Source organism: Flexivirga sp. B27, from assembly GCF_052905685.1.
In genome coordinates this window covers 1,866,457-1,884,717 of the sequence record NZ_JBPYUM010000001.1, presented here as the reverse complement: position 1 = coordinate 1,884,717, position 18,261 = coordinate 1,866,457, and the positions used below count along the sequence as shown (strand labels likewise).

Annotated in this window: 18 protein-coding genes; 11 read left to right on the top strand and 7 right to left on the bottom strand. The window is 69.2% G+C overall.

What is annotated here, in order from left to right; translation table 11 throughout:
• The 8 genes from ACSZL9_RS08855 to lysS all read left to right on the top strand — a co-directional run.
• The coding region (locus tag ACSZL9_RS08855) for a TerD family protein (protein ID WP_446665085.1) at positions 1 to 767 on the top strand (767 nt) is incomplete at its 5' end.
• A 96-nt stretch (positions 768 to 863) separates the two neighbouring features.
• The gene (dhaK, locus tag ACSZL9_RS08850) at positions 864 to 1,865 is read left to right on the top strand and encodes a dihydroxyacetone kinase subunit DhaK (RefSeq protein WP_446665084.1); all 1,002 of its coding nucleotides are present in this window, start codon (positions 864 to 866) and stop codon (positions 1,863 to 1,865) included.
• A gap of 93 nt (positions 1,866 to 1,958) precedes the next feature.
• Complete coding sequence (dhaL, locus tag ACSZL9_RS08845) at positions 1,959 to 2,594, top strand: dihydroxyacetone kinase subunit DhaL (protein ID WP_446665083.1); 636 nt, start codon at positions 1,959 to 1,961, stop codon at positions 2,592 to 2,594.
• A gap of 13 nt (positions 2,595 to 2,607) precedes the next feature.
• Positions 2,608 to 5,169 carry a phosphoenolpyruvate--protein phosphotransferase gene (ptsP, locus tag ACSZL9_RS08840; RefSeq protein WP_446665082.1) on the top strand — a complete coding sequence of 854 codons (2,562 nt, stop codon included), beginning with the start codon at positions 2,608 to 2,610 and terminating at the stop codon, positions 5,167 to 5,169.
• A 72-nt stretch (positions 5,170 to 5,241) separates the two neighbouring features.
• The gene (locus ACSZL9_RS08835) at positions 5,242 to 6,546 is read left to right on the top strand and encodes an adenylosuccinate synthase (RefSeq protein ID WP_446665081.1); all 1,305 of its coding nucleotides are present in this window, start codon (positions 5,242 to 5,244) and stop codon (positions 6,544 to 6,546) included.
• Between the two features lies 1 nt (position 6,547).
• Entirely contained in the window at positions 6,548 to 6,838 is a 291-nt protein-coding gene (locus ACSZL9_RS08830) for a hypothetical protein (protein ID WP_446665080.1), read from the top strand.
• A 63-nt stretch (positions 6,839 to 6,901) separates the two neighbouring features.
• Entirely contained in the window at positions 6,902 to 7,057 is a 156-nt protein-coding gene (locus ACSZL9_RS08825) for a hypothetical protein (protein ID WP_446665079.1), read from the top strand.
• Between the two features lie 66 nt (positions 7,058 to 7,123).
• Positions 7,124 to 8,866 (top strand): lysine--tRNA ligase, encoded by a 1,743-nt coding sequence (lysS, locus tag ACSZL9_RS08820; RefSeq protein ID WP_446665078.1) that lies wholly within the window; start codon positions 7,124 to 7,126, stop codon positions 8,864 to 8,866.
• 24 nt (positions 8,867 to 8,890) lie between these two features.
• Here the strand turns inward: lysS and ACSZL9_RS08815 are convergent, their stop codons facing one another.
• Both ACSZL9_RS08815 and ACSZL9_RS08810 read right to left on the bottom strand, forming a co-directional pair.
• Positions 8,891 to 9,175: a hypothetical protein gene (locus ACSZL9_RS08815; RefSeq protein WP_446665077.1), complete on the bottom strand. Its 285-nt coding sequence runs from the start codon at positions 9,173 to 9,175 to the stop codon at positions 8,891 to 8,893.
• A gap of 179 nt (positions 9,176 to 9,354) precedes the next feature.
• Positions 9,355 to 10,332, bottom strand: a complete 978-nt coding sequence (locus ACSZL9_RS08810) for a cation diffusion facilitator family transporter (RefSeq protein ID WP_446665076.1) — start codon at positions 10,330 to 10,332, stop codon at positions 9,355 to 9,357.
• A gap of 84 nt (positions 10,333 to 10,416) precedes the next feature.
• Here ACSZL9_RS08810 and ACSZL9_RS08805 point away from each other — a divergent pair, with 84 nt between their 5' ends.
• On the top strand, positions 10,417 to 10,782 hold the full coding sequence (locus ACSZL9_RS08805; RefSeq protein WP_446665075.1) for an ArsR/SmtB family transcription factor: 366 nt from the start codon (positions 10,417 to 10,419) through the stop codon (positions 10,780 to 10,782).
• A 31-nt stretch (positions 10,783 to 10,813) separates the two neighbouring features.
• Here ACSZL9_RS08805 and ACSZL9_RS08800 read toward each other — a convergent pair whose 3' ends face one another.
• The 3 genes from ACSZL9_RS08800 to ACSZL9_RS08790 all read right to left on the bottom strand — a co-directional run bounded on the left by ACSZL9_RS08800 (position 10,814) and on the right by ACSZL9_RS08790 (position 14,382).
• Positions 10,814 to 11,098: a chorismate mutase gene (locus tag ACSZL9_RS08800; RefSeq protein ID WP_446665074.1), complete on the bottom strand. Its 285-nt coding sequence runs from the start codon at positions 11,096 to 11,098 to the stop codon at positions 10,814 to 10,816.
• Positions 11,095 to 13,299, bottom strand: a complete 2,205-nt coding sequence (locus ACSZL9_RS08795) for a HelD family protein (RefSeq protein WP_446665073.1) — start codon at positions 13,297 to 13,299, stop codon at positions 11,095 to 11,097. The genes ACSZL9_RS08800 and ACSZL9_RS08795 overlap by 4 nt, the downstream gene beginning before the upstream one ends.
• A 66-nt stretch (positions 13,300 to 13,365) precedes the next feature.
• A complete protein-coding gene (locus ACSZL9_RS08790) occupies positions 13,366 to 14,382 on the bottom strand; it encodes a response regulator transcription factor (RefSeq protein WP_446665072.1) in 1,017 nt (338 codons plus the stop codon).
• A gap of 572 nt (positions 14,383 to 14,954) precedes the next feature.
• On the opposite strand from ACSZL9_RS08790, the gene purD reads away from it, so the two are divergent.
• A complete protein-coding gene (gene purD / locus ACSZL9_RS08785) occupies positions 14,955 to 16,235 on the top strand; it encodes a phosphoribosylamine--glycine ligase (RefSeq protein ID WP_446665071.1) in 1,281 nt (426 codons plus the stop codon).
• 17 nt (positions 16,236 to 16,252) lie between these two features.
• On the opposite strand, the gene ACSZL9_RS08780 is transcribed toward purD, so the two are convergent.
• Positions 16,253 to 16,459 carry a CsbD family protein gene (locus ACSZL9_RS08780; protein WP_446665070.1) on the bottom strand — a complete coding sequence of 69 codons (207 nt, stop codon included), beginning with the start codon at positions 16,457 to 16,459 and terminating at the stop codon, positions 16,253 to 16,255.
• A gap of 108 nt (positions 16,460 to 16,567) precedes the next feature.
• On the opposite strand from ACSZL9_RS08780, the gene ACSZL9_RS08775 reads away from it, so the two are divergent.
• Positions 16,568 to 17,464, top strand: coding sequence for a phosphoribosylaminoimidazolesuccinocarboxamide synthase (locus ACSZL9_RS08775; RefSeq protein ID WP_446665069.1), 897 nt, complete (start codon positions 16,568 to 16,570; stop codon positions 17,462 to 17,464).
• Between the two features lie 16 nt (positions 17,465 to 17,480).
• Here the strand turns inward: ACSZL9_RS08775 and ACSZL9_RS08770 are convergent, their stop codons facing one another.
• Positions 17,481 to 18,245: a sulfite exporter TauE/SafE family protein gene (locus ACSZL9_RS08770; protein WP_446665068.1), complete on the bottom strand. Its 765-nt coding sequence runs from the start codon at positions 18,243 to 18,245 to the stop codon at positions 17,481 to 17,483.
• Between the last annotated feature and the right edge of the window lie 16 nt (positions 18,246 to 18,261).

Sequence of the window (18,261 nt, the reverse complement as noted above, 5' to 3'; positions counted from 1 at the left end):
CAGCAGGTCCGCCCATGCCGCCGCCCCCGAGCCAGCCCGCGCCGCCGGACCAACCGCCGCCACCGCCGAACATGCCTGCGCCGCCGATGCAGCCCCCGCCGCCGAGCCAGCCGGCTCCTCCACAGCAACCGCAGCCGCCTGCTCCGCCGCCGCAGCCCGCTTCTGCGCAGCCGCCCGCCGGCGTCGTCAACCTCGACAAGGGCCGGGTCGACCTGACCAAGAAGGCCCGGGTCGACCTGACCAAGACCGGTGCCCCGCCGCTGGCCAAGGTCACCATGGGTCTCGGCTGGGATCCCGCGCCCGGCCGCGGCAGCATCGACCTGGACGCGTCGGTCATCGCGTATGACGGCTCCGGGAAGAAGCTGGAGATCGTCTGGTTCATGCACAAGAAGGAGTTCGGCGGCGCCATACAACACTCCGGTGACAACCTGACCGGTGAGGGAGACGGTGACGACGAGAAGATCAAGGTCGACCTGCTCGCCATCCCGCCGCAGGTGAACACCCTTGTCTTCACGATCAATTCGTTCAGCGGTCAGAAGTTCACCGACATACAGCGGGCGTTCTGCCGACTGGTCGACGACGGCACCGGCCAGGAGTTGGTGCGCTTCGACCTGTCCGACTCGCAGCCGGCGACCGGTGTGCTGATGGCGGCGATGCGGCGCACCGGCCCGCAGAGCTGGCAGATGCGCGCGATCGGTGACTTCCACGACGGCCGGACGGTCAAGAAGCTGGTCAAGCCGGGCATGGAGCACGCACTGGCGCCGTGACACGTGGGGCCTCGAGACGCTCGTTCCTCGCTCCTCGGCCACCTCAAGCCGCGAGAAATCCTTGTCGACCGCCGGGAAGAGTGGTCGGATGAAGACATGAAGAAGCTGATCAACGACCCGGCGGATGTTGTCTCCCAAGCTCTTGTCGGGATGGAGGCTGCGCATAGTGACCGACTGCGTGTCGATCATGAGCATCAGGTGATCTTCCGCAAGGACGCACCGCGGTCCGGCAAGGTGGGCCTGGTCTCCGGCGGAGGCTCCGGGCACGAGCCGATGCACGGCGGGTATGTCGGTCCGGGCATGCTCGACGCCGCCTGCTGTGGCGCGATGTTCACCTCGCCGGTGCCGGACCAGATGCTCGCCGCGACCAACGGTGTCGACGGCGGTGCCGGGGTGCTGCACATCGTGAAGAACTACACCGGCGACGTGATGAATTTCGAGATGGCCGCCGAGCTCGCCGCCGACAGCGGGGTCGAGGTGCGGTCGGTGGTCGTGGACGACGACGTGGCGGTGCAGGACAGCCTCTACACCGCCGGACGGCGCGGCGTCGGCACCACCGTGCTGCTGGAGAAGCTCGTGGGGGCCGCCGCCGAGAGCGGCCGCTCGCTGGACGAAGTCAGCGAACTCGCCACGAAGGTCAACTCCGTCGGGCGCAGCATGGGACTGGCTCTCACGTCCTGCACCGTTCCGTCTGCCGGCAAGCCGACCTTCGAGCTCGGTGACGACGAGATGGAGCTCGGCATCGGCATCCACGGTGAGCCGGGCCGCAAGCGCGTGCCGATGACCGCGGCGGCAGAGGCCGCGCAGATGCTGGTCGATCCTGTGTTGTCCGATCTTCCTTACAACTCAGGCGATTCGGTGATCGCGATGGTCAACGGCATGGGTGGCACGCCGTTGATCGAGCTCTACCTGATGTATGGCGAGGTGCAGCGTCTCCTGGAGAAGGCGGGCATCACCGTGGCGCGCTGCCTGGTCGGCAACTACATCACCTCGCTGGAGATGGCCGGCTGCTCGGTGACGCTGGTGAAGGCCGACGACGACCTCGTCGGATTGTGGGACGCCCCGGTCAACACGCCGGGCCTGCGGTGGGGAGTCTAGAGACACCCCACGAAGTTCTCCTCCGCTTCGCTCCCCGATACTTCGCGGGGACCCCGCCTTTGCCTTACCCCGCCCGATACTCCGAGAGGACACATGATGACCGTGACCGACGCGGTGGAGACCGCGCAGTTCGTCGCCTGGATGCGCCGCTACGCGGACGTCATACACGAGAACGCCGGGATGCTGACCGAGCTGGACTCCGCGATCGGCGATGCCGACCACGGCAGCAACATGGACCGCGGTATGGCAGCTGTCGTCGCCGCGCTCGATGCGACCGAATTCGCTTCCGGTGCAGAGCTTTTCAAGAAGGTCGGGATGACGCTGGTCAGCTCGGTCGGTGGCGCTAGCGGGCCGCTCTACGGCACGTTCTTCCTGCGGTTCGGCGGCAAGCTGGGCGACGGCGCCGTCGACGCAGCGACTCTCGGCGAGGCGCTGCACGCCGGTGTCGCGGGGGTGAAGCAGCGTGGCAAGGCCGAGGTCGGTGAGAAGACGATGATCGACGCGTGGGCGCCCGCGCTCGAGGCCTACGACGCCGCACAGGCCGACGGGATAGCTGCTGCTCTGCAGGCTGCGGCGGCGGCCGGCGCCAAGGGTCGTGACGACGCGACGCCGCTGGTCGCGCACAAGGGACGCGCCAGCTACCTCGGCGAACGCAGCGCCGGCCACCAGGACCCGGGAGCGACCTCGACGGTGCTGTTGCTCGAGGCGGCCGCGGAAACCCTTTCCTGACAGAAGGATTCGCATGATCGGCATTGTGATCGTGTCGCACAGTCACGCCCTCGGGGAGGCCGTTGCCGGGCTCGCCCGGGAGATGGCAGGCGGCTCCGCCCCGTCGATCGCCGTGGCGGCCGGGCTCGACGAGACGACCTTCGGCACCGACGCCACCGCGGTGAGCGCAGCGATCGAGGAGGTCGGCGCCGACGGCAGCGACGTGCTGGTGCTCGTCGACATCGGCAGCTCGGTGCTCAGCGCTGAAATGGCTTGTGAGCTGGTCGATCCCGATCTTGCCGAGCGGGTGAGGATCTCCGCGGCGCCGCTGGTCGAAGGCATCATCCCGGCGGTGGTGTCGGCAGCGTCCGGTGCGAGTCTGGACGAGGTGGCCGCGGAGGCCGACGACGGGCTCGATGCGAAGCGGGCGCACCTGGGAGTCGCGGATCAAGCGGAGCGAGCACCCGAGGACGAGCCCGCATCGGGGACAGCGCCTGGTCTCGATACACCTCCACCGCTCCGCTCCTCCGGCACTCGACCAGCTTCTATTGACATCACCATCACCGACCCGCACGGGCTGCACGCACGTCCGGCGGCCAAGCTGGTCGCACTCGTCCGGTCGTATGACGCCGACGTGACACTCACCGATCTCGGTGCCGGCACCGGTCCGGTCCCGGCAACCAGCATGAGCAAGGTTGCGACGCTCAACGCCGGGCACGGCGCGCGACTGCGAGTTGCCGCGAGCGGGCCGCAAGCCGACGAGGTGCTGGCTGCCGTGCAGGAGCTGGCCGGACGTGACTTCGAGGATGCGACCACGGCGTCGGAGACGGCCACGGACGACACCACGCCGGTTGTGACGCCGGGTGAGACGCGCGCGCAGGGCTCCGGTCTCGAGGCGGCGCTGGGCCCGGCACACGTCGTCGAGGTCGAGGTGAATCTCGCCGGCTATCAACAAGGTTCGGTCGCGCAGGAGCAGCAGCGGTCGACCGACGCGGTGGCTGCGTTGGCTGAGGACCTGCGGAGGCGGAGCGGTGGGGGTCTCGATACGGGCTCGGCTAGCGCCTCGCCCTACTCGACCAGCTTGGGGGAGGGTTCGAGCGGCGAGGTGGCCGACATACTTGCGGCCCATCTGGTGCTGCTCGAGGACGACGCGATCCTCGAGGACGTCGGCGCGCGGATCGAGCGTGGTGAGGCCGCGCCGGCAGCGTGGAGTGCGGTCCTGCAGGCACTGGAGGCCGACTTCGCGGGGCTGGCCGACGCATACCAGCGTGCCCGTGCCCAGGACGTGCGCGCGATCGAGCGGCAGCTGCTCCGAGCACTCGCCGACGGACCGGAGTCGCTGGCCGGACAGGACGACACCGCGCCGGCCGGATCTGTTCTGGTGATCGACGAACTCGACCCCGCCACCGCTTCGTCCCTGGACGCCGGCTCGGTCGCGGGCATCGTGACGGTGCGCGGCGGCAGCACCGGGCACGGGGTGATCATCGCCAGGTCGCGCGGCATCCCGATCTACACCGACGGCGGCGATACCGCGGCGCGGATCGAGGAGGGGCAACGGGTCGGATTCGACACGCCCACAGGGCTTCTCGTGGTCGACCCCAGCAGCGAGCAGGAAGCTCACCTGACACAGCTGCTCGACCGGCGCCGGATCGATGCCGAGGAGGCCGACCGGCTCGCCGACACCCCGGCAGAGACCAGCGACGGCACGCGGGTGCGAGTCGGCGCCAACCTGACCGGCCGTGCCGATGCGGCAGCAGCCGCGGCGCACGGTGCCGAAGGCTCCGGCCTGGTGCGCACCGAGATCCTCTTCGGCGACGCCCCGACTCTGCCTTCCGCGGACGACCAGGCGGCGGCGTTCGTCGCGCTCGGGCAGCAGCTCGGCGGCGAGCCGATCACGATCCGCACCTGGGACGTCGGGGGCGACAAGCCGCTGCCGTTCCTGCCGGGTGCGCAGGAAGCCAATCCGATGCTGGGCGTGCGCGGACTGCGGATGTTCCGCCATACACCTGACCCGCTGGACGAACAGTTGGCGGCGGTCTGCGCGGCCGCCGCGCAGACACCGGTGCGGGTGATGTTCCCGATGGTCAGCACGCGCGACGAGGTCGACTGGGCCCTGGACCGGCTGGCAAAGGCCCGCGCCGGAGCCGGTGATCCGGAGATCCCGGTCGGCATCATGGTCGAGGTCCCGGCGGCGGCCGTGCGCGTCGCCGAGCTCGCGCGCGGGCTCGACTTCGTCAGCATCGGCACCAACGACCTCACGCAATACACACTCGCTGCCGACCGCGGCAACGCAGGCGTCGGCGAGTTGGCCGACGGCCTGGATCCCGCTGTCCTGCAACTGATCCGGCAGGTCGCCGACAACGTCCCGGACGGTGTGGAGGTCGGGGTGTGCGGCGACCTGGCCAGCAACGCCGACGCTGCGCCCCTGCTGATCGGTCTCGGCGTCGACGACCTCAGCGTGGTCGGCCCGCGAATCCCGCTGGTCAAGCAGGCGATCCGGCATACGAGCATGGACGACGCGAAGCGCCTTGCCGACCGGGCACTGCAAGCCGGCTCGGCACGGGCCGTGCGGGAGTTGCTGGCTGCGCCCCGGTAGCCTGAGACACTGCTGACGACGAGCAGCCCGTCCCGGTCACTGCTCACCACCGACCGGAAGAGGGGCAGCAGCATGCCAGCGATCGTGCTCGTCGGAGCCCAGTGGGGCGACGAAGGCAAGGGCAAGGCGACCGACCTTCTTGGCGACCGCATCGACTACGTGGTCAAATTCAACGGCGGCAACAACGCCGGACACACGGTGGTCATCGAGCAGCCCGACGGCAGCCGGGAGAAATACGCGCTGCACCTGTTGCCCAGCGGCATCCTCTCGCCGGGCGTCACGCCGGTGATCGGCAACGGCGTCGTGGTCGACCTCGGGGTGCTCTTCGAGGAGATCGACGGCCTCGAGGCCCGCGGCATCGACACCTCGGCGCTGCGGGTCAGCAGCAGCGCGCACGTCATCGCCGAATACAACCGGGTGATGGACAAGACGGTCGAGCGGTTCCTCGGCTCCCGCAAGATCGGCACGACCGGCCGGGGCATCGGCCCGACATACGCCGACAAGATGAACCGCACCGGCATCCGAGTGCAGGACATCTTCGACGAGTCGATCCTGCGACAGAAGGTCGAGGCCGCGCTCGAGGTCAAGAACCAGATCCTGGTCAAGATCTACAACCGGCGCGAGATCCCGGTCGACGAGGTCGTCGAGGAGCTGCGGTCGTACGCCGACCGCCTCCGTCCGATGGTCGCCGACAGCTCGTTGGAGATCGGCCACGCACTCGACGAGGGCAAGGTCGTGCTCTGCGAGGCCGGGCAGGCGACGTTGCTGGACGTCGACCACGGCACCTACCCCTACGTCACGTCGTCCAACGCCACGTCGGGCGGCGCGTGCACCGGTGCCGGCATACCGCCGACCCGCATCGACCGCGTGATCGGCATCTTCAAGGCCTACACGACTCGCGTCGGTGAGGGTCCTTTCCCGACCGAATTGCTCGACGACTCAGGCGAATTCCTCCGCAAGACCGGCGCGGAGTTCGGCGTGACCACCGGCCGTCCGCGCCGCTGCGGCTGGATCGACACGGTCATCGGTCGCTACGCCTACCGCATCAACGGCGTCACCGACTTCGTGCTCACCAAGCTCGACGTGCTCTCCGGCCTGGAGAAGGTCCCGGTCTGTGTCGCGTATGACGTCGACGGCGTGCGTCACGACGAGATGCCGGCCGACCAGAGCGCCTTCCACCACGCGAAGCCGATCTACGAAGAGCTGCCGGGCTGGTTCGAGGACATCTCGCACTGCCGCTCCTGGGAGGAGCTGCCGGCCAACTGCCGGGCGTATGTCGAGTTCGTCGAGGAGCGCATCGGCGCACGCATCTCGGTGATCGGGGTCGGCCCCGGCCGGTCCGAGGTCATCGTGCGGCACGACCTGCTCGAGGACTGAGGTGCTGACCGAATTCACCGGAGTCGCGGCGGGGCTTGCGGCACGCACGGTCAGCGGCAAGACCCCGCCGCTTGCCTTCCGCATCACGCTCTGGCTGCTGGTCGTATTCTTCCTCGGCACGGCGATCGCTGCCGGCATCGCGTGGTGGCGCCTTCGGCAGGAGGCTCGCGCGATGCCGGAGGGGGAGGACCGGCAGAGCCGCTCGGGTCGTGCGGGATGCCTGATGGCCGGCGCCATACCTGCCCTGATCTTCGGGCTGTTCCTGCTCGACTGGGCCGTCCAGGTCAGCTGATCCTGGGTTTCCCGGGCCTCTTGTGGGACGCTGAAGGCACGTCTGGCGTTCTGGGGAGGACACATGGACGAGCACGACCGCGGTCTCGACCGGCTGGACCGTCTCGATGGTCTTGATATTGAGTCGCACCTGCCGCACCGGATCCTGGCGCTTCTCTCGATGGGCGGCATTGCAGTCTTCGTGATGATCTGTGCGCTGGCCGTGCTGAGTGACGGCTGACCCCCCCGGATGGTCCTGGTCGACCGTGGTCAGGGCACCGTCATACGGCCCGTAAAATGATCTGTCGTGACTGATCAGCAGCTTGACGACTGGGTGTCCCGACTCGCCGACGAGACCATCGCCGACGCGAAGGCCAAGGACACCAAGGTCGTCTGCGCCTCCGGCATCTCACCATCCGGACCCATCCATCTCGGCAACCTGCGCGAGGTGATGACCCCGCACCTGGTCGCCGACGAGGTGCGCCGCCGCGGCGTCGAGGTCGAGCACATCATCAGCTGGGACGACTTCGACCGCTTCCGCAAGGTGCCCAACGTGCCGGGTGTCGACAGCTCGTGGGAGCAACACATCGGCAAGCCGCTGACCGACGTGCCGCCGCCAGCGGGTTCGACCGCGACCAGCTGGGCGGAGCACTTCCGCGACCAGCTCGAGCGCAGCCTCGATCAACTCGGCATCACCTACCGCGGCATCAGTCAGACCGGCCAGTACCTCTCCGGCGCCTACACCGAGCAGATCCTTTTCGCGATGTCGCAGCGCAGCGAGATCGACAAGGTCCTCGACCAATACCGCACGCTGGGTCCGAAGAAGGCCAAGAAGAACCAGAAGCTCTCCGAGGAGGAGGCTGCCGCAGCTGCCGAGGCGGAGGCCGGGTCGGGCGCTGCGTCCGAGGACGACGGCCGCGGGGAGACCGGTTACTACCCTTACAAGCCCTACTGCACCGAGTGCGGCACCGACTTCACCACCGTGACTGCGTATGACGACGCCACGACCCAGATGACCTACACCTGCCGGTGCGGGTTCACCGAGACGGTCGACCTGCGCACGTTCCGCCGCGGCAAGCTGGTCTGGAAGGTCGACTGGCCGATGCGCTGGGCCTACGAGAAGGTCACCTTCGAGCCGTCCGGCGTGGATCACCAGTCGCCGGGTTCGTCATACGTCGTCGGCAAGGAGCTGGCGCCGATGTTCGGCTGGGAGCGTCCGCTCGGTCCGATGTACGCCTTCGTCGGCATCAAGGGCATGGCCAAGATGTCGTCGTCGCGCGGTGGCGTCCCGACGCCGGCCGACGCGCTGCAGATCATGGAGCCGCAGCTGCTGCGTTGGCTCTACGCCCGCCGCAAGCCGGCGCAGTCCTTCAGCGTCGCCTTCGACGCCGAGGTCGAGCGGATGTATGACGAGTGGGACTCCCTGGTCAAGAAGGTCGACTCCGGCAAGGGGCAGCCGGGTGACGTTGCGGCATACACGCGGGCTTCGTCGACGGCGACGGCCTCGTTGCCGGCGACCCCGCGCCCGACGTCCTACCGGACACTGGCGTCGATAGTCGACATCACCACCGGTGACGCCGAGCAGACGTTGCGGATCGTGTCGGCGCTGGACAGCGAGGACCCGGTGACTTCGCTGGACGAGCTGCGGCCGCGACTGACCTGCGTCGAGCACTGGGTCGAGACCCAAATGGCCGACGAGGACCGCACCGTGGTGCGCACTTCGCCGGACGGTGAACGGCTCGGGTCGCTCACCGACGAGGAGCGGGATGCCGTCCGAATCCTGTTGGACGGCAACGGATCTGACCTGACCGCGCTCGAGGACGCGTGGTCGCTTGCCGGCCTGACGCACCAGGTCTACGGCGTGCCGAAGGTCCAGCGCGGGTTGGCCGCCGACCAGATCGTCAAGGGCGACAAGGAGTTGGGTGCGGCGCAGCGGCAGTTCTTCAAGCTGATCTACAACCTGCTGGTCGACAAGGACACCGGCCCGCGGCTGCCGACGCTGCTGCTGGCGGTCGGTCCGGAGCGGGTGCGCACGCTGCTCGGCGGCTGAGGTCTCGACAGGCTCGACCAGCGGCTAGAGCGACGCGAACGGCGGGGGATGGATCACGTCGCCGCGCAAGGTGGCATCGGCCGGGTCGTATGCCGGCAACAGTCGCACCTGGGCTGCTTCCCGCGACGCCCGGTCCGGCAGTGGCATGGTCAGACCGTGCGCGTTCGCGGACTCGAAACCCCTTGCGCCGTAATAGGTCGGGCTTCCTTCGAGGACCACATAGGGCTCGCCGGCGTCCTGCGCGGCTGACACTGCCGCCTCGATGAGCGCGGTGCCGATGGCGGATCTGGATGAGTGCCAGCAGAGCACGGTCCCTCCGGTCGCGCGACCGATTTACGCGATGCTCCGCCACGCCGAGAGGCCCCCCGTTTGCCCACAGGCCCGGCGATTCGGGGCGAAATCGGCCGGAATCGAGGGGCCTGTCGGTGAAGGAGGGGCCTCTCGGCGGAGGGGTGGCTGTCGTTCCGCGAGGAGCGAAGACAGCGGACTCAGTGGGTTCCGGGCTCGTGGGCGGAGTGGCCGGCGGGCTCGAGCTGGAAGGTTGAGTGCTCGACGTCGAAGTGTCCGTGCAAGCAGGCCTGCAGCTGGTCGAGCAGTTGCGGCGCGTGGCCGTCGACGAAGCACTCGTCCTCGACGACGACGTGCACCGAGACCGCGGGCAGGTCGGAGGTCACCGTCCAGACGTGCAGGTCGTGAACGTCACGAACATGCTCTGTTCGCAACAGATGCGCGCGCAGGGTCTCCAGATCGACATTGCGCGGAGCACCCTCGAGCAGAATGCGTCCGCTGTCGCGGAGCAGCCCCCAGGCGGCATACAGCATGAGGGCGACGACGATCAGCGAGGCGATCGGGTCGGCCCGTGTCCAGCCGGTCAGGAGTATGACGACACCGGCGACCAGGGTGCCGATGAAGCCGTAGAGATCGGTCAGGATGTGCTGGTAGGCGCCCTCGACGTTGAGGCTGGTGCGGTTCGCGCGGGCGAGCAACCAGGCCGCGGCGATGTTGACGACGACACCCACCAGGGCGACGATCACCACGGCGCCGCCCTCGACCTCCGGCGGGTGGATGAGTCGCCGGATCGCTTCGAACGCAACGATGCCCGAGACCACGAGCAGGGTGACGCCGTTGCCCGCGGCGGACAGGATCTCGGCCCGCTTCCAGCCGAAAGTCCAACTGCCCCGGGCGGGTTGGGCCGCCAGGTGCATCGCCCACAGGGCCACCGCGATCGCGCCGACATCGCTGAGCATGTGGCCGGCGTCGGACAGCAACGCCAGCGAGCCGGAGACGAACGCGACGATCACCTCGCCGACCATGAACGCCCCGAGCAGGGCGAGTGCGCCGATCAGGTAGCGGCGGTCGGCGTGCATGCTCACGCCGTGGCTGTGTCCGGCGTGGCTGTCATGGTGTGCAGCCGACTTCGGCTGCGGGCCGGGCTCGCCACCGCACAGTGGTGTCGGGTCGGTCATCGTCTGCCTACTCGGGAATGGGTGTGGATCTCATTATCGTCATATGCGCACCTGCGAAGGTATGCACAACTATAGTCGGGAGGTATGGCGCCCTCCAAGCACGGCAACTCCCGACGGGTCGACGCGGGGGAGTCCGCGGATCGGCATACCGCCGACCTGTCCGGGGAACAGGTCGATGCCGCCGTCACGACCTTCGGGCTGCTCTCCGACCGGACGAGGGTGCGGATCCTGTGGGCGTTGCGCGATGCGGAGCTGGACGTCGCGACGCTGGCAGAGGCCGCCGACTGCCGCCCGACTGTGGCGAGCCAGCACCTGGCCAAGTTGCGGCTGGCCGGACTTGTCGCGGGGGAGCGTGACGGGCGTCGCGTGGTCTATCGGCTGCAGGGTGCCCATCTGCGGGCGCTGCTGACCGAGGCGCTCTTCCACGCCGACCACCAGGTCAACGAGTAGCGGAGCCAGACCGGGCACTCGATCAGCTTGTTCAGCCGCGCTCGCGGATCCGCTCGTGGTGGTGGATGACCTCGTCGATCACGAAGCGCAGGAACTTCTCACTGAACGCCGGGTCGAGCCCGGATTCGGCTGCCAACGCACGCAATCGGGCGATCTGCTTCTCCTCACGTGCGGGGTCGGCAGGAGGCAACTCGTGGGTGGCCTTGTATTCGCCGACCGCCTTGGTGATGCGGAATCGCTCGGCGAGGATGTGGATCAGGGCGGCGTCGAAATTGTCGATCGAGCGGCGGTAGGCCTCAAGGGCTTCGTCCGTCACTGGTCATGCACCTCCAGAACAGTCATGCGATGTGCGGCGCGGGTGAGTGCGACATAGAGCACCCGTGCGCCGCCGGGTGACTCGGCGATGATCTCCGCGGGGTCCACCACGACGGTGGCGTCGTGCTCGAGGCCCTTGGTCGACATCGGGTCGACCAGGACGACCCGGCCGGGCACGTCCTGCACAACCTCCGACAACGCCAACCGGTGGCGCTCGGGCGCGATGATCGCGATGCTGCCCTCGACGTCGTCGAGCAGGCTCTTGACCGCACCCCGTGTCTCGTCGACGAGGCTGTCGGCGGTCGCCGTCAACTCCACGGGGTCGACCCCGGTCTCGCGGACAGCCTCCGGGATGTCGGCGTCGGGCACGATCGGCAGGATCTGCCGCGCCGCGTAGTCGAAGATCTCCCGTGCGTTGCGGTAGTTGGTGGTCATGTGGAAGCGCCGGCGGGCCTTGTTGCCGAAGGCCTCGTCACGCGCGGCAACGGCCTCGTCGGCCAGCGGCCAGGAGCTCTGCGCGGCGTCGCCGACGACGGTCCACGAGGCATATCTGCCACGGCGGCCGAGCATCCGCCACTGCATCGGCGACAGGTCCTGTGCCTCGTCGACCAGCACGTGGGCGTAGTCGTCGGATCGGCTGATCTTGCCGGCCAGCAGTCGCTCACGCGGGTCGGTCGGGGTCACCTGATAGCCGACCTCGCGAGCCGAAACGCGTTGCTGCGCACCGAGTTCGGCCACTCCGAAGGTGTCCAGCTCCTCGATCTCGTAGAACCCGCGCTCCTCACGCGGGGCATCGGGCACCTCGCCGACTCGGGAGAGCACGTCGTCGACCAAGCCGACGTCGGCAACCGACCAGGAGCCTTCGGCGAGTGCGACCAGCATGGAGTCGCGCAGCAAGGTCGTCTGCTCTGCGTCGAGGATGCCGCGGGTGTATGCCGCGACCCGCTCCTCGTCGGCGAGCCACAGCAGCACCTCACGCGGGTCGACCGGTCGCCACCAGTCGCGGACGAACGCCTCGACCTCGCGGTGGTCGGTGAAGTGGTCGATGAACTCGGCCTTGTCGTCGGCGGTGACCTGCTTCCAGGCCACCTCCGCCAGCGCCGTCGTCGCGGCTTCCGTTGCGGCGTTGTGCTGGTGGTGGCGCAGCACCTGACGCCGGATGCGCAACAGCTCCGGGGTGTCGATGCGGATCGGCTGGCCGTCGATCATCACGCGCAGCCGGGTGGCGGCGTCGGGTGCGGTGTCCCGGGCGGCGCGGGCGAGGACCTGCCGGATGCGCGGTGAGCCCTTGACCTCCGCGGCAGCGGGGGAGTCCAGGCGGGTTGCCGTCATACCCTCGACGAGGTCGCCGAGCGACCGCAGCGTGACGCTGTCCTCGCCGAGCGAGGGGAGCACCCGCTCGATGTAGGCGGTGTATGCCGCCGACGGCCCGACGACCAGGATGCCGCCGGCCTCGTATTTCCTGCGCTGGGAGTAGAGCAGGTATGCCGCTCGGTGCAGCGCGACCACGGTCTTGCCGGTGCCGGGGCCGCCGGTGATCTCCGTGACGCCCGACCCCTCGGCGCGGATCGCTTGATCCTGGTGCGCCTGGATGGTGGCGACGATGTCGCGCATCCGGGCGCCGCGCGAGCGGGTCAGTGCGGCCATCAGCGCGCCATCGCCGACGACGACCAGATCCTCCGGCGGCTCGGCGACCATCAGGTCGTCCTCGACGCCGAGCACGCGGGAGTCGCGGCAGCGCAGCACTCGGCGCCGGATGACGCCCTGCGGCTCGACCGGTGTCGCGCGGTAGAACGGCGACGCCGCCGGCGCGCGCCAGTCGATGACCAGCGGCTCGTAGGTGTCGTCGCGCACGCCCAGCCGGCCGATGTAACGCACCTCGCGGGTGGCGCCGTGCTCGTCGGGCTTGTCGTGCTCCAGGTCGAGGCGTCCGAAGACCAGGCCTTCGTATTGCGTCTGCAGGCTCTGCCGCCGCCGGCCGGCGTTGAAGACCAGTGCGTCACGCTCGAAGAGGCCGGTGACCTCCTCCTCGCGCGCCTCGCCGGTGCGGTCGGTGCGACCGCGTGCCAGGCCTTCCGCCTCGACCAGAGCGGCTCGTTCGCCGGCCTTCGTCAACTCGGAGTAGACGAGGTCGACGTGCGCCTGCTCGGTGGCGATCTCCGCGGCGACGGCAGCCGACACCTCGGATCGGTCAGCGCTCACAAGGCCCCCATGGGTGAGTGACGATGCCGCTGCGAATGCAGCGAATCATCAAGTCTAGTAGGACCATCAGATGAGACCCTGCCGGGCGGCGAGCACTCCCGCCTGGAAGCGAGTGGTCGCGTTGAGCCGATCCAGCAGCACCCGTACGCGGCGTTCGACGGTGCGGGAGGAGATGCCCAGCTGGCGGGAGATGGCGGCGTCGGAGACACCGCCGGCCATCAGTCGGATGATGCTGCGGTCGCGCGGATCGAGCATGTCGGAGGCGGTCGCCGGCGACTCCGACGGTCGCCAGGGCGTGCCGAGTTGCCAGGCCAGCTCGAGCGCTGCACGCACCCGCGCACCGCCGGTCTCCCGGTTGAGCAGGATGCCGACCGGTGCACCGCCGTCGTCGCCGAGGTCGACCATCGCCAAGCCTTGATCGTTGACCGCACCGGTGAACGGGAGTCCGGTCGTGAGGCGTATGTCGTCACCCGCCGCTGCACGCGCCTCCATGATCTCCAGGACGTTCGGCTCCGGCAGGAGTGCGGGGTCGACGTCGAGCCGGACGGCGAGTGGCTCGCCCGCGCTGTTGAGGAACGGCGTGGTCGACACCGGTCGCGGCGCCTCGAGCAGGTAGCGGGAGAGCGGCGAGTCGACGCGACTGGACAGCACCCACTCCTGAGCGGTCGTGGTGACCTGGTGCAGCGCCTGTGCGACGTCGACCAGCGACTCCAGCAGGACGGCTCCCGAGGAGGCCTCGGTGCGGTCGTTCGCGCGGGTGCGCAGGTAGACCCGGGAGAGCGCCTGGGCGGTGGTCCGCACCATCCGGGCACGCGCCTCCAGCTGTGCGGCGAACGCCGGCATCGCGACGTCCGGGGGCACGACGGACCAGGTGTCGTCGTCGACCCGCTGGATCATCCGACGGTTCTCCAGGACCGGCAGCAGCTGATCCAGCTGCTGTCGCGAAAACCCTTGCGCGCGAAGGTGATCCCGCGACGGGTGGGGTGTCTCGAGGATCGCCAGGTAGAGCGGAGCGACCTCGTCGTCCGCGGGATCCAGCGGGTCAGTCAGGGCAGGCACGCGTGGCGTGCGTCGCTTGCGCACGGGTGGTCCTCCTCGGCTGTGCGGGGTCACGGAGAGGTGCCGTGAGGAGGCGCCTCTTGAACAGGGTATGGCGGATGCCCGACATTGGCGAGAGCCCGCCAGCGGCGGATTAACAAGATCGGCGCGTACATGTCATAGTGGGTTCAACGACCTTAGGGTCGTGACGAGCGCGGAAGCGTCGCCGAGTCCCCCTCCGGCTGACCCTGTGTTCGTTGGTGGGCCCCTTCCCGGGAGACCTCCCCCCTGACTTTCGGGAAGGGCCCACCGCCTTATCCCCACGAAGTTTNAGTCCCCCTCCGGCTGACCCTGTGTTCGTTGGTGGGCCCCTTCCCGGGAGACCTCCCCCCTGACTTTCGGGAAGGGCCCACCGCCTTATCCCCACGAAGTTTCTCCTCCGCTCCGGCACCCCACGAAGTTTCTCCCCCGCTTCGCTCCTCCGAATACTTCGCGGGGACCCCGCCTGCTCCTCCGAATACTTCGCGGGGGCCCCGGCTCGCGTCCAGGAAAGTCGCAGGGCCACGTGTCGACACGAAGTTTCTCCCGCCGCCGTGCCCCGCGTAGGCTCGCTGTCCGTGAGAGCCCTTGTCATCGGTTCAGGTGCCCGAGAGCACGCCATCGTCCGCGGCCTGTTGGGTGACCCCGAGGTCACCCAGGTCTACGCCGCACCGGGCAACCCAGGCATCGCAGCCGTCGCACACTGTCACCCGATCTCCGACATCGCGGACGGCTCGGCAGTCGTCGCGCTCGCCCGCGAGCTCGGTAGCGACCTGGTCGTCATCGGGCCCGAGGTGCCGCTCGTGGCAGGCGTCGCCGACGCGTTGCGCGCAGCCGGGATCAGCACGTTCGGTCCGTCCGGCGCCGCCGCCCAGCTGGAGGGCAGCAAGGCCTTCGCCAAGGAGATCATGGCGGCGGCCGACGTCCCCACCGCGCGCTGCTACGTCTGCACGACACCTGACGAGGTCAGCGCGGCTCTGGGCGCCACCGGCGCGCCATACGTCGTGAAGGACGACGGCCTCGCCGCGGGCAAGGGCGTCGTGGTGACCGACTCGACGGACGCGGCCGGCGAGCACGCCGAGCACTGCTTCGCAGGCGGCGGCTCGGTCGTCGTCGAGGAGTTCCTCGGCGGACCGGAGGTCTCCCTCTTCTGCATCACCGACGGCACCACCGTCCGCCCGCTCGCGCCCGCGCAGGACTTCAAGCGTGTCCACGACGGAGACGAAGGGCCGAACACCGGTGGCATGGGCGCATATTCGCCGCTGCCGTGGGCTCCGGAGGATCTGGTGGACGACGTCGTCACCCGGATCGCGCAGCCGACCGTCGACGAGATGCGCCGGCGCGGCACACCCTTCTCCGGTGTCCTGTATGTCGGGCTGGCCCTGACCCCGGCCGGGCCGCGGGTGATCGAATTCAACGCGCGGTTCGGAGACCCCGAGACGCAGGTCGTGCTCGCCCGGCTGCGGACACCGCTGGGTGGGCTGCTGCGCGCTGCCGCGGAGGGCGCCCTCGCGGAGCTGCCGCCGCTGGCCTGGAAGGACGACGCCGCCGTGACGGTCGTCGTCGCGAGCGAGAACTACCCGGCGTCGCCGCGGACGGGTGACCCGATCGACGGTGTCGACGGTGAGGGGTCCGACGAGGCATACGTCCTGCACGCGGGCACGTCGCGGGACGACTCCGGTGCGCTGGTGTCGTCCGGTGGCCGGGTGCTGTCCGCCGTCGGGGTCGGCGCAGACCTCGCAGCGGCCCGGACCGCGGCATACAAGCTGGTGGACGGTGTGCAGTTGCGCGGCTCCCATCACCGCACCGAAATCGCACAGCAAGCGGCCGACGGCACCGTGACGGTGCCGTCGGCCTGACGCGGAGTCGTCCCGACTCAGTCGAGTCCGTCCTTGGCGTCGCGAGCGGCGCCCTTGAGGTCGCCGTCCTTGAGGTTCTCACCGGCCGACTTGAAGTTGGCCGACGCCTGGTCGGCCTCTCCCTCGGCCTGCTTGTCCTTGTCGCCGGTGGCGTTGCCGAGGGCCTCCTTGGCCTTGCCCTTGGCTTCCTCGGCCAGGTTGCTCAGGTTGTCCTTCAGACCCATGTCGAACTCCTCCTCGGATGAATGTGTCTTGCGGAACCTCCAACGTACCCGGGATGCGGATCGTCACCCGCGTGTCGCGTGCATCTCGTCGACTGGGACACTCGGCGCATGACCGCCGCGCCCGAATTGCCCGGATACGCCCACACCTACTCCGGCAAGGTGCGTGACCTCTACGCGCCGCTCGACGACTCCGGACAGCCACGGCAGGACCAGGTCCTGCTCGTCGCGTCGGACCGGATCTCGGCATACGACTTCATCCTGTCCACCCCGATCCCGGACAAGGGCAAGGTGCTGACCCAGCTGTCGCTGTGGTGGTTCGAGCAGCTCTCGTCGCTGGTCCCGAACCAGATCGTGTCGACCGACGTGCCCGACGCCGTTGCCGGTCGCGCGGTGCTCGTCGAGCGGCTCGACATGGTGCCGGTGGAGTGCGTGGCGCGGGCCTACCTGACTGGTGGTGGCCTGAGCGAATACGAAGCGGACGGAACGGTTTCCGGGCTCGACCTGCCGGCCGGTCTCGTCGACGGATCGAAGTTCGACGAGCCGCTCTTCACCCCCTCGACCAAGGCACCCTTCGGTGAGCACGACCAGCCGATGCCGTATGCCGATGTTGTCGCCGAAGTCGGTGCCGACCGGGCGGCCGAGCTGCGCGACCTCACGGTGCGAATCCTCGCTCGCGGCAACGAGGTTGCCGCTCCGCGCGGGATCCTGATCGCCGACACCAAGGTGGAGTTCGGCGTCCGCGCCGACGGCACGATCGTGCTCGCCGACGAGGTCCTGACGCCCGACTCGTCCCGCTTCTGGCGGGCGGCCGACTGGCAGCCCGGGCACCGGCAGGCGTCATACGACAAGCAGTTCGTGCGCGACTGGCTGACCTCCGAGGCCAGCGGCTGGGACCGCACCTCCGGCGAGCAGCCGCCGGCGCTGCCCGACGACGTCGTCGAGCAGACCCGCGCGAAGTATGTCGAGGCCTATGAGGCGCTGACGCGGGAGACCTTCCGCGCCTGAGGCGCTGCGGGCGCGCTCAGCCGTGCAGCATCAGGTATGGCGCCAGGGCGAGGAGTATGACGACCAGCGCGATCTTCAGCGTCCGGCCCGGCAGCAGGTGGGCGACCTTCCAGCCGACGACGACGCCGAGCAGCTCGGGGACGCCGATCAGGAGGGCGAGTGCCCAGTCGATGCTGCCGTGCACGCCGAAACCGATCGAGCCGACCGTGGCGATCACGATCGACTGCACCTGAGCGGCGGCGAGTGCTTCCAGCACGGGCACCCGGAGTGCGACGAGGATCGGCACCGTGAGCATCGGACCGCCGACACCCACGACGCCGCTGGCGAGGCTGACGCACAACCCGACCACGACGAGCGCCAGGATGCGCGGATGCGCCGCGGGCCGGCCGTCCTCGCGCCACGACCGGTAGCAGATCAGCGCGGCAACGAGTGCGGCGAAGAGGCCGAGCACGATGCCGAAGACGTCCTTAGGCACGTGCGTGTTGATCAGGACTCCGACCGGTGTCCCCACGAGCGCGGCGGCCGACAGCCAGGCCGCGGTGCGGCGAGTGTGCGGCTCCCGTAGCTGCCCGGAGCGGGTGTAGACGGCGGTGCCGGCCAGGCCGGTGCCGATGTGCGTGACGATCGCGGTGCCGGCGACCGTCGCGGGCGACAGCGGGGTGAGCGCGAAGAGCCCGATGGTGGGCAACACCCCACCCGGTCCGACGGCTGAGATGCCGATCCCGCCCACCAGACTGATGACCGCGAGCAGCACCACCACGCCGAGGGTCAGGTCACCCACCGGACGAGCCGCCCTC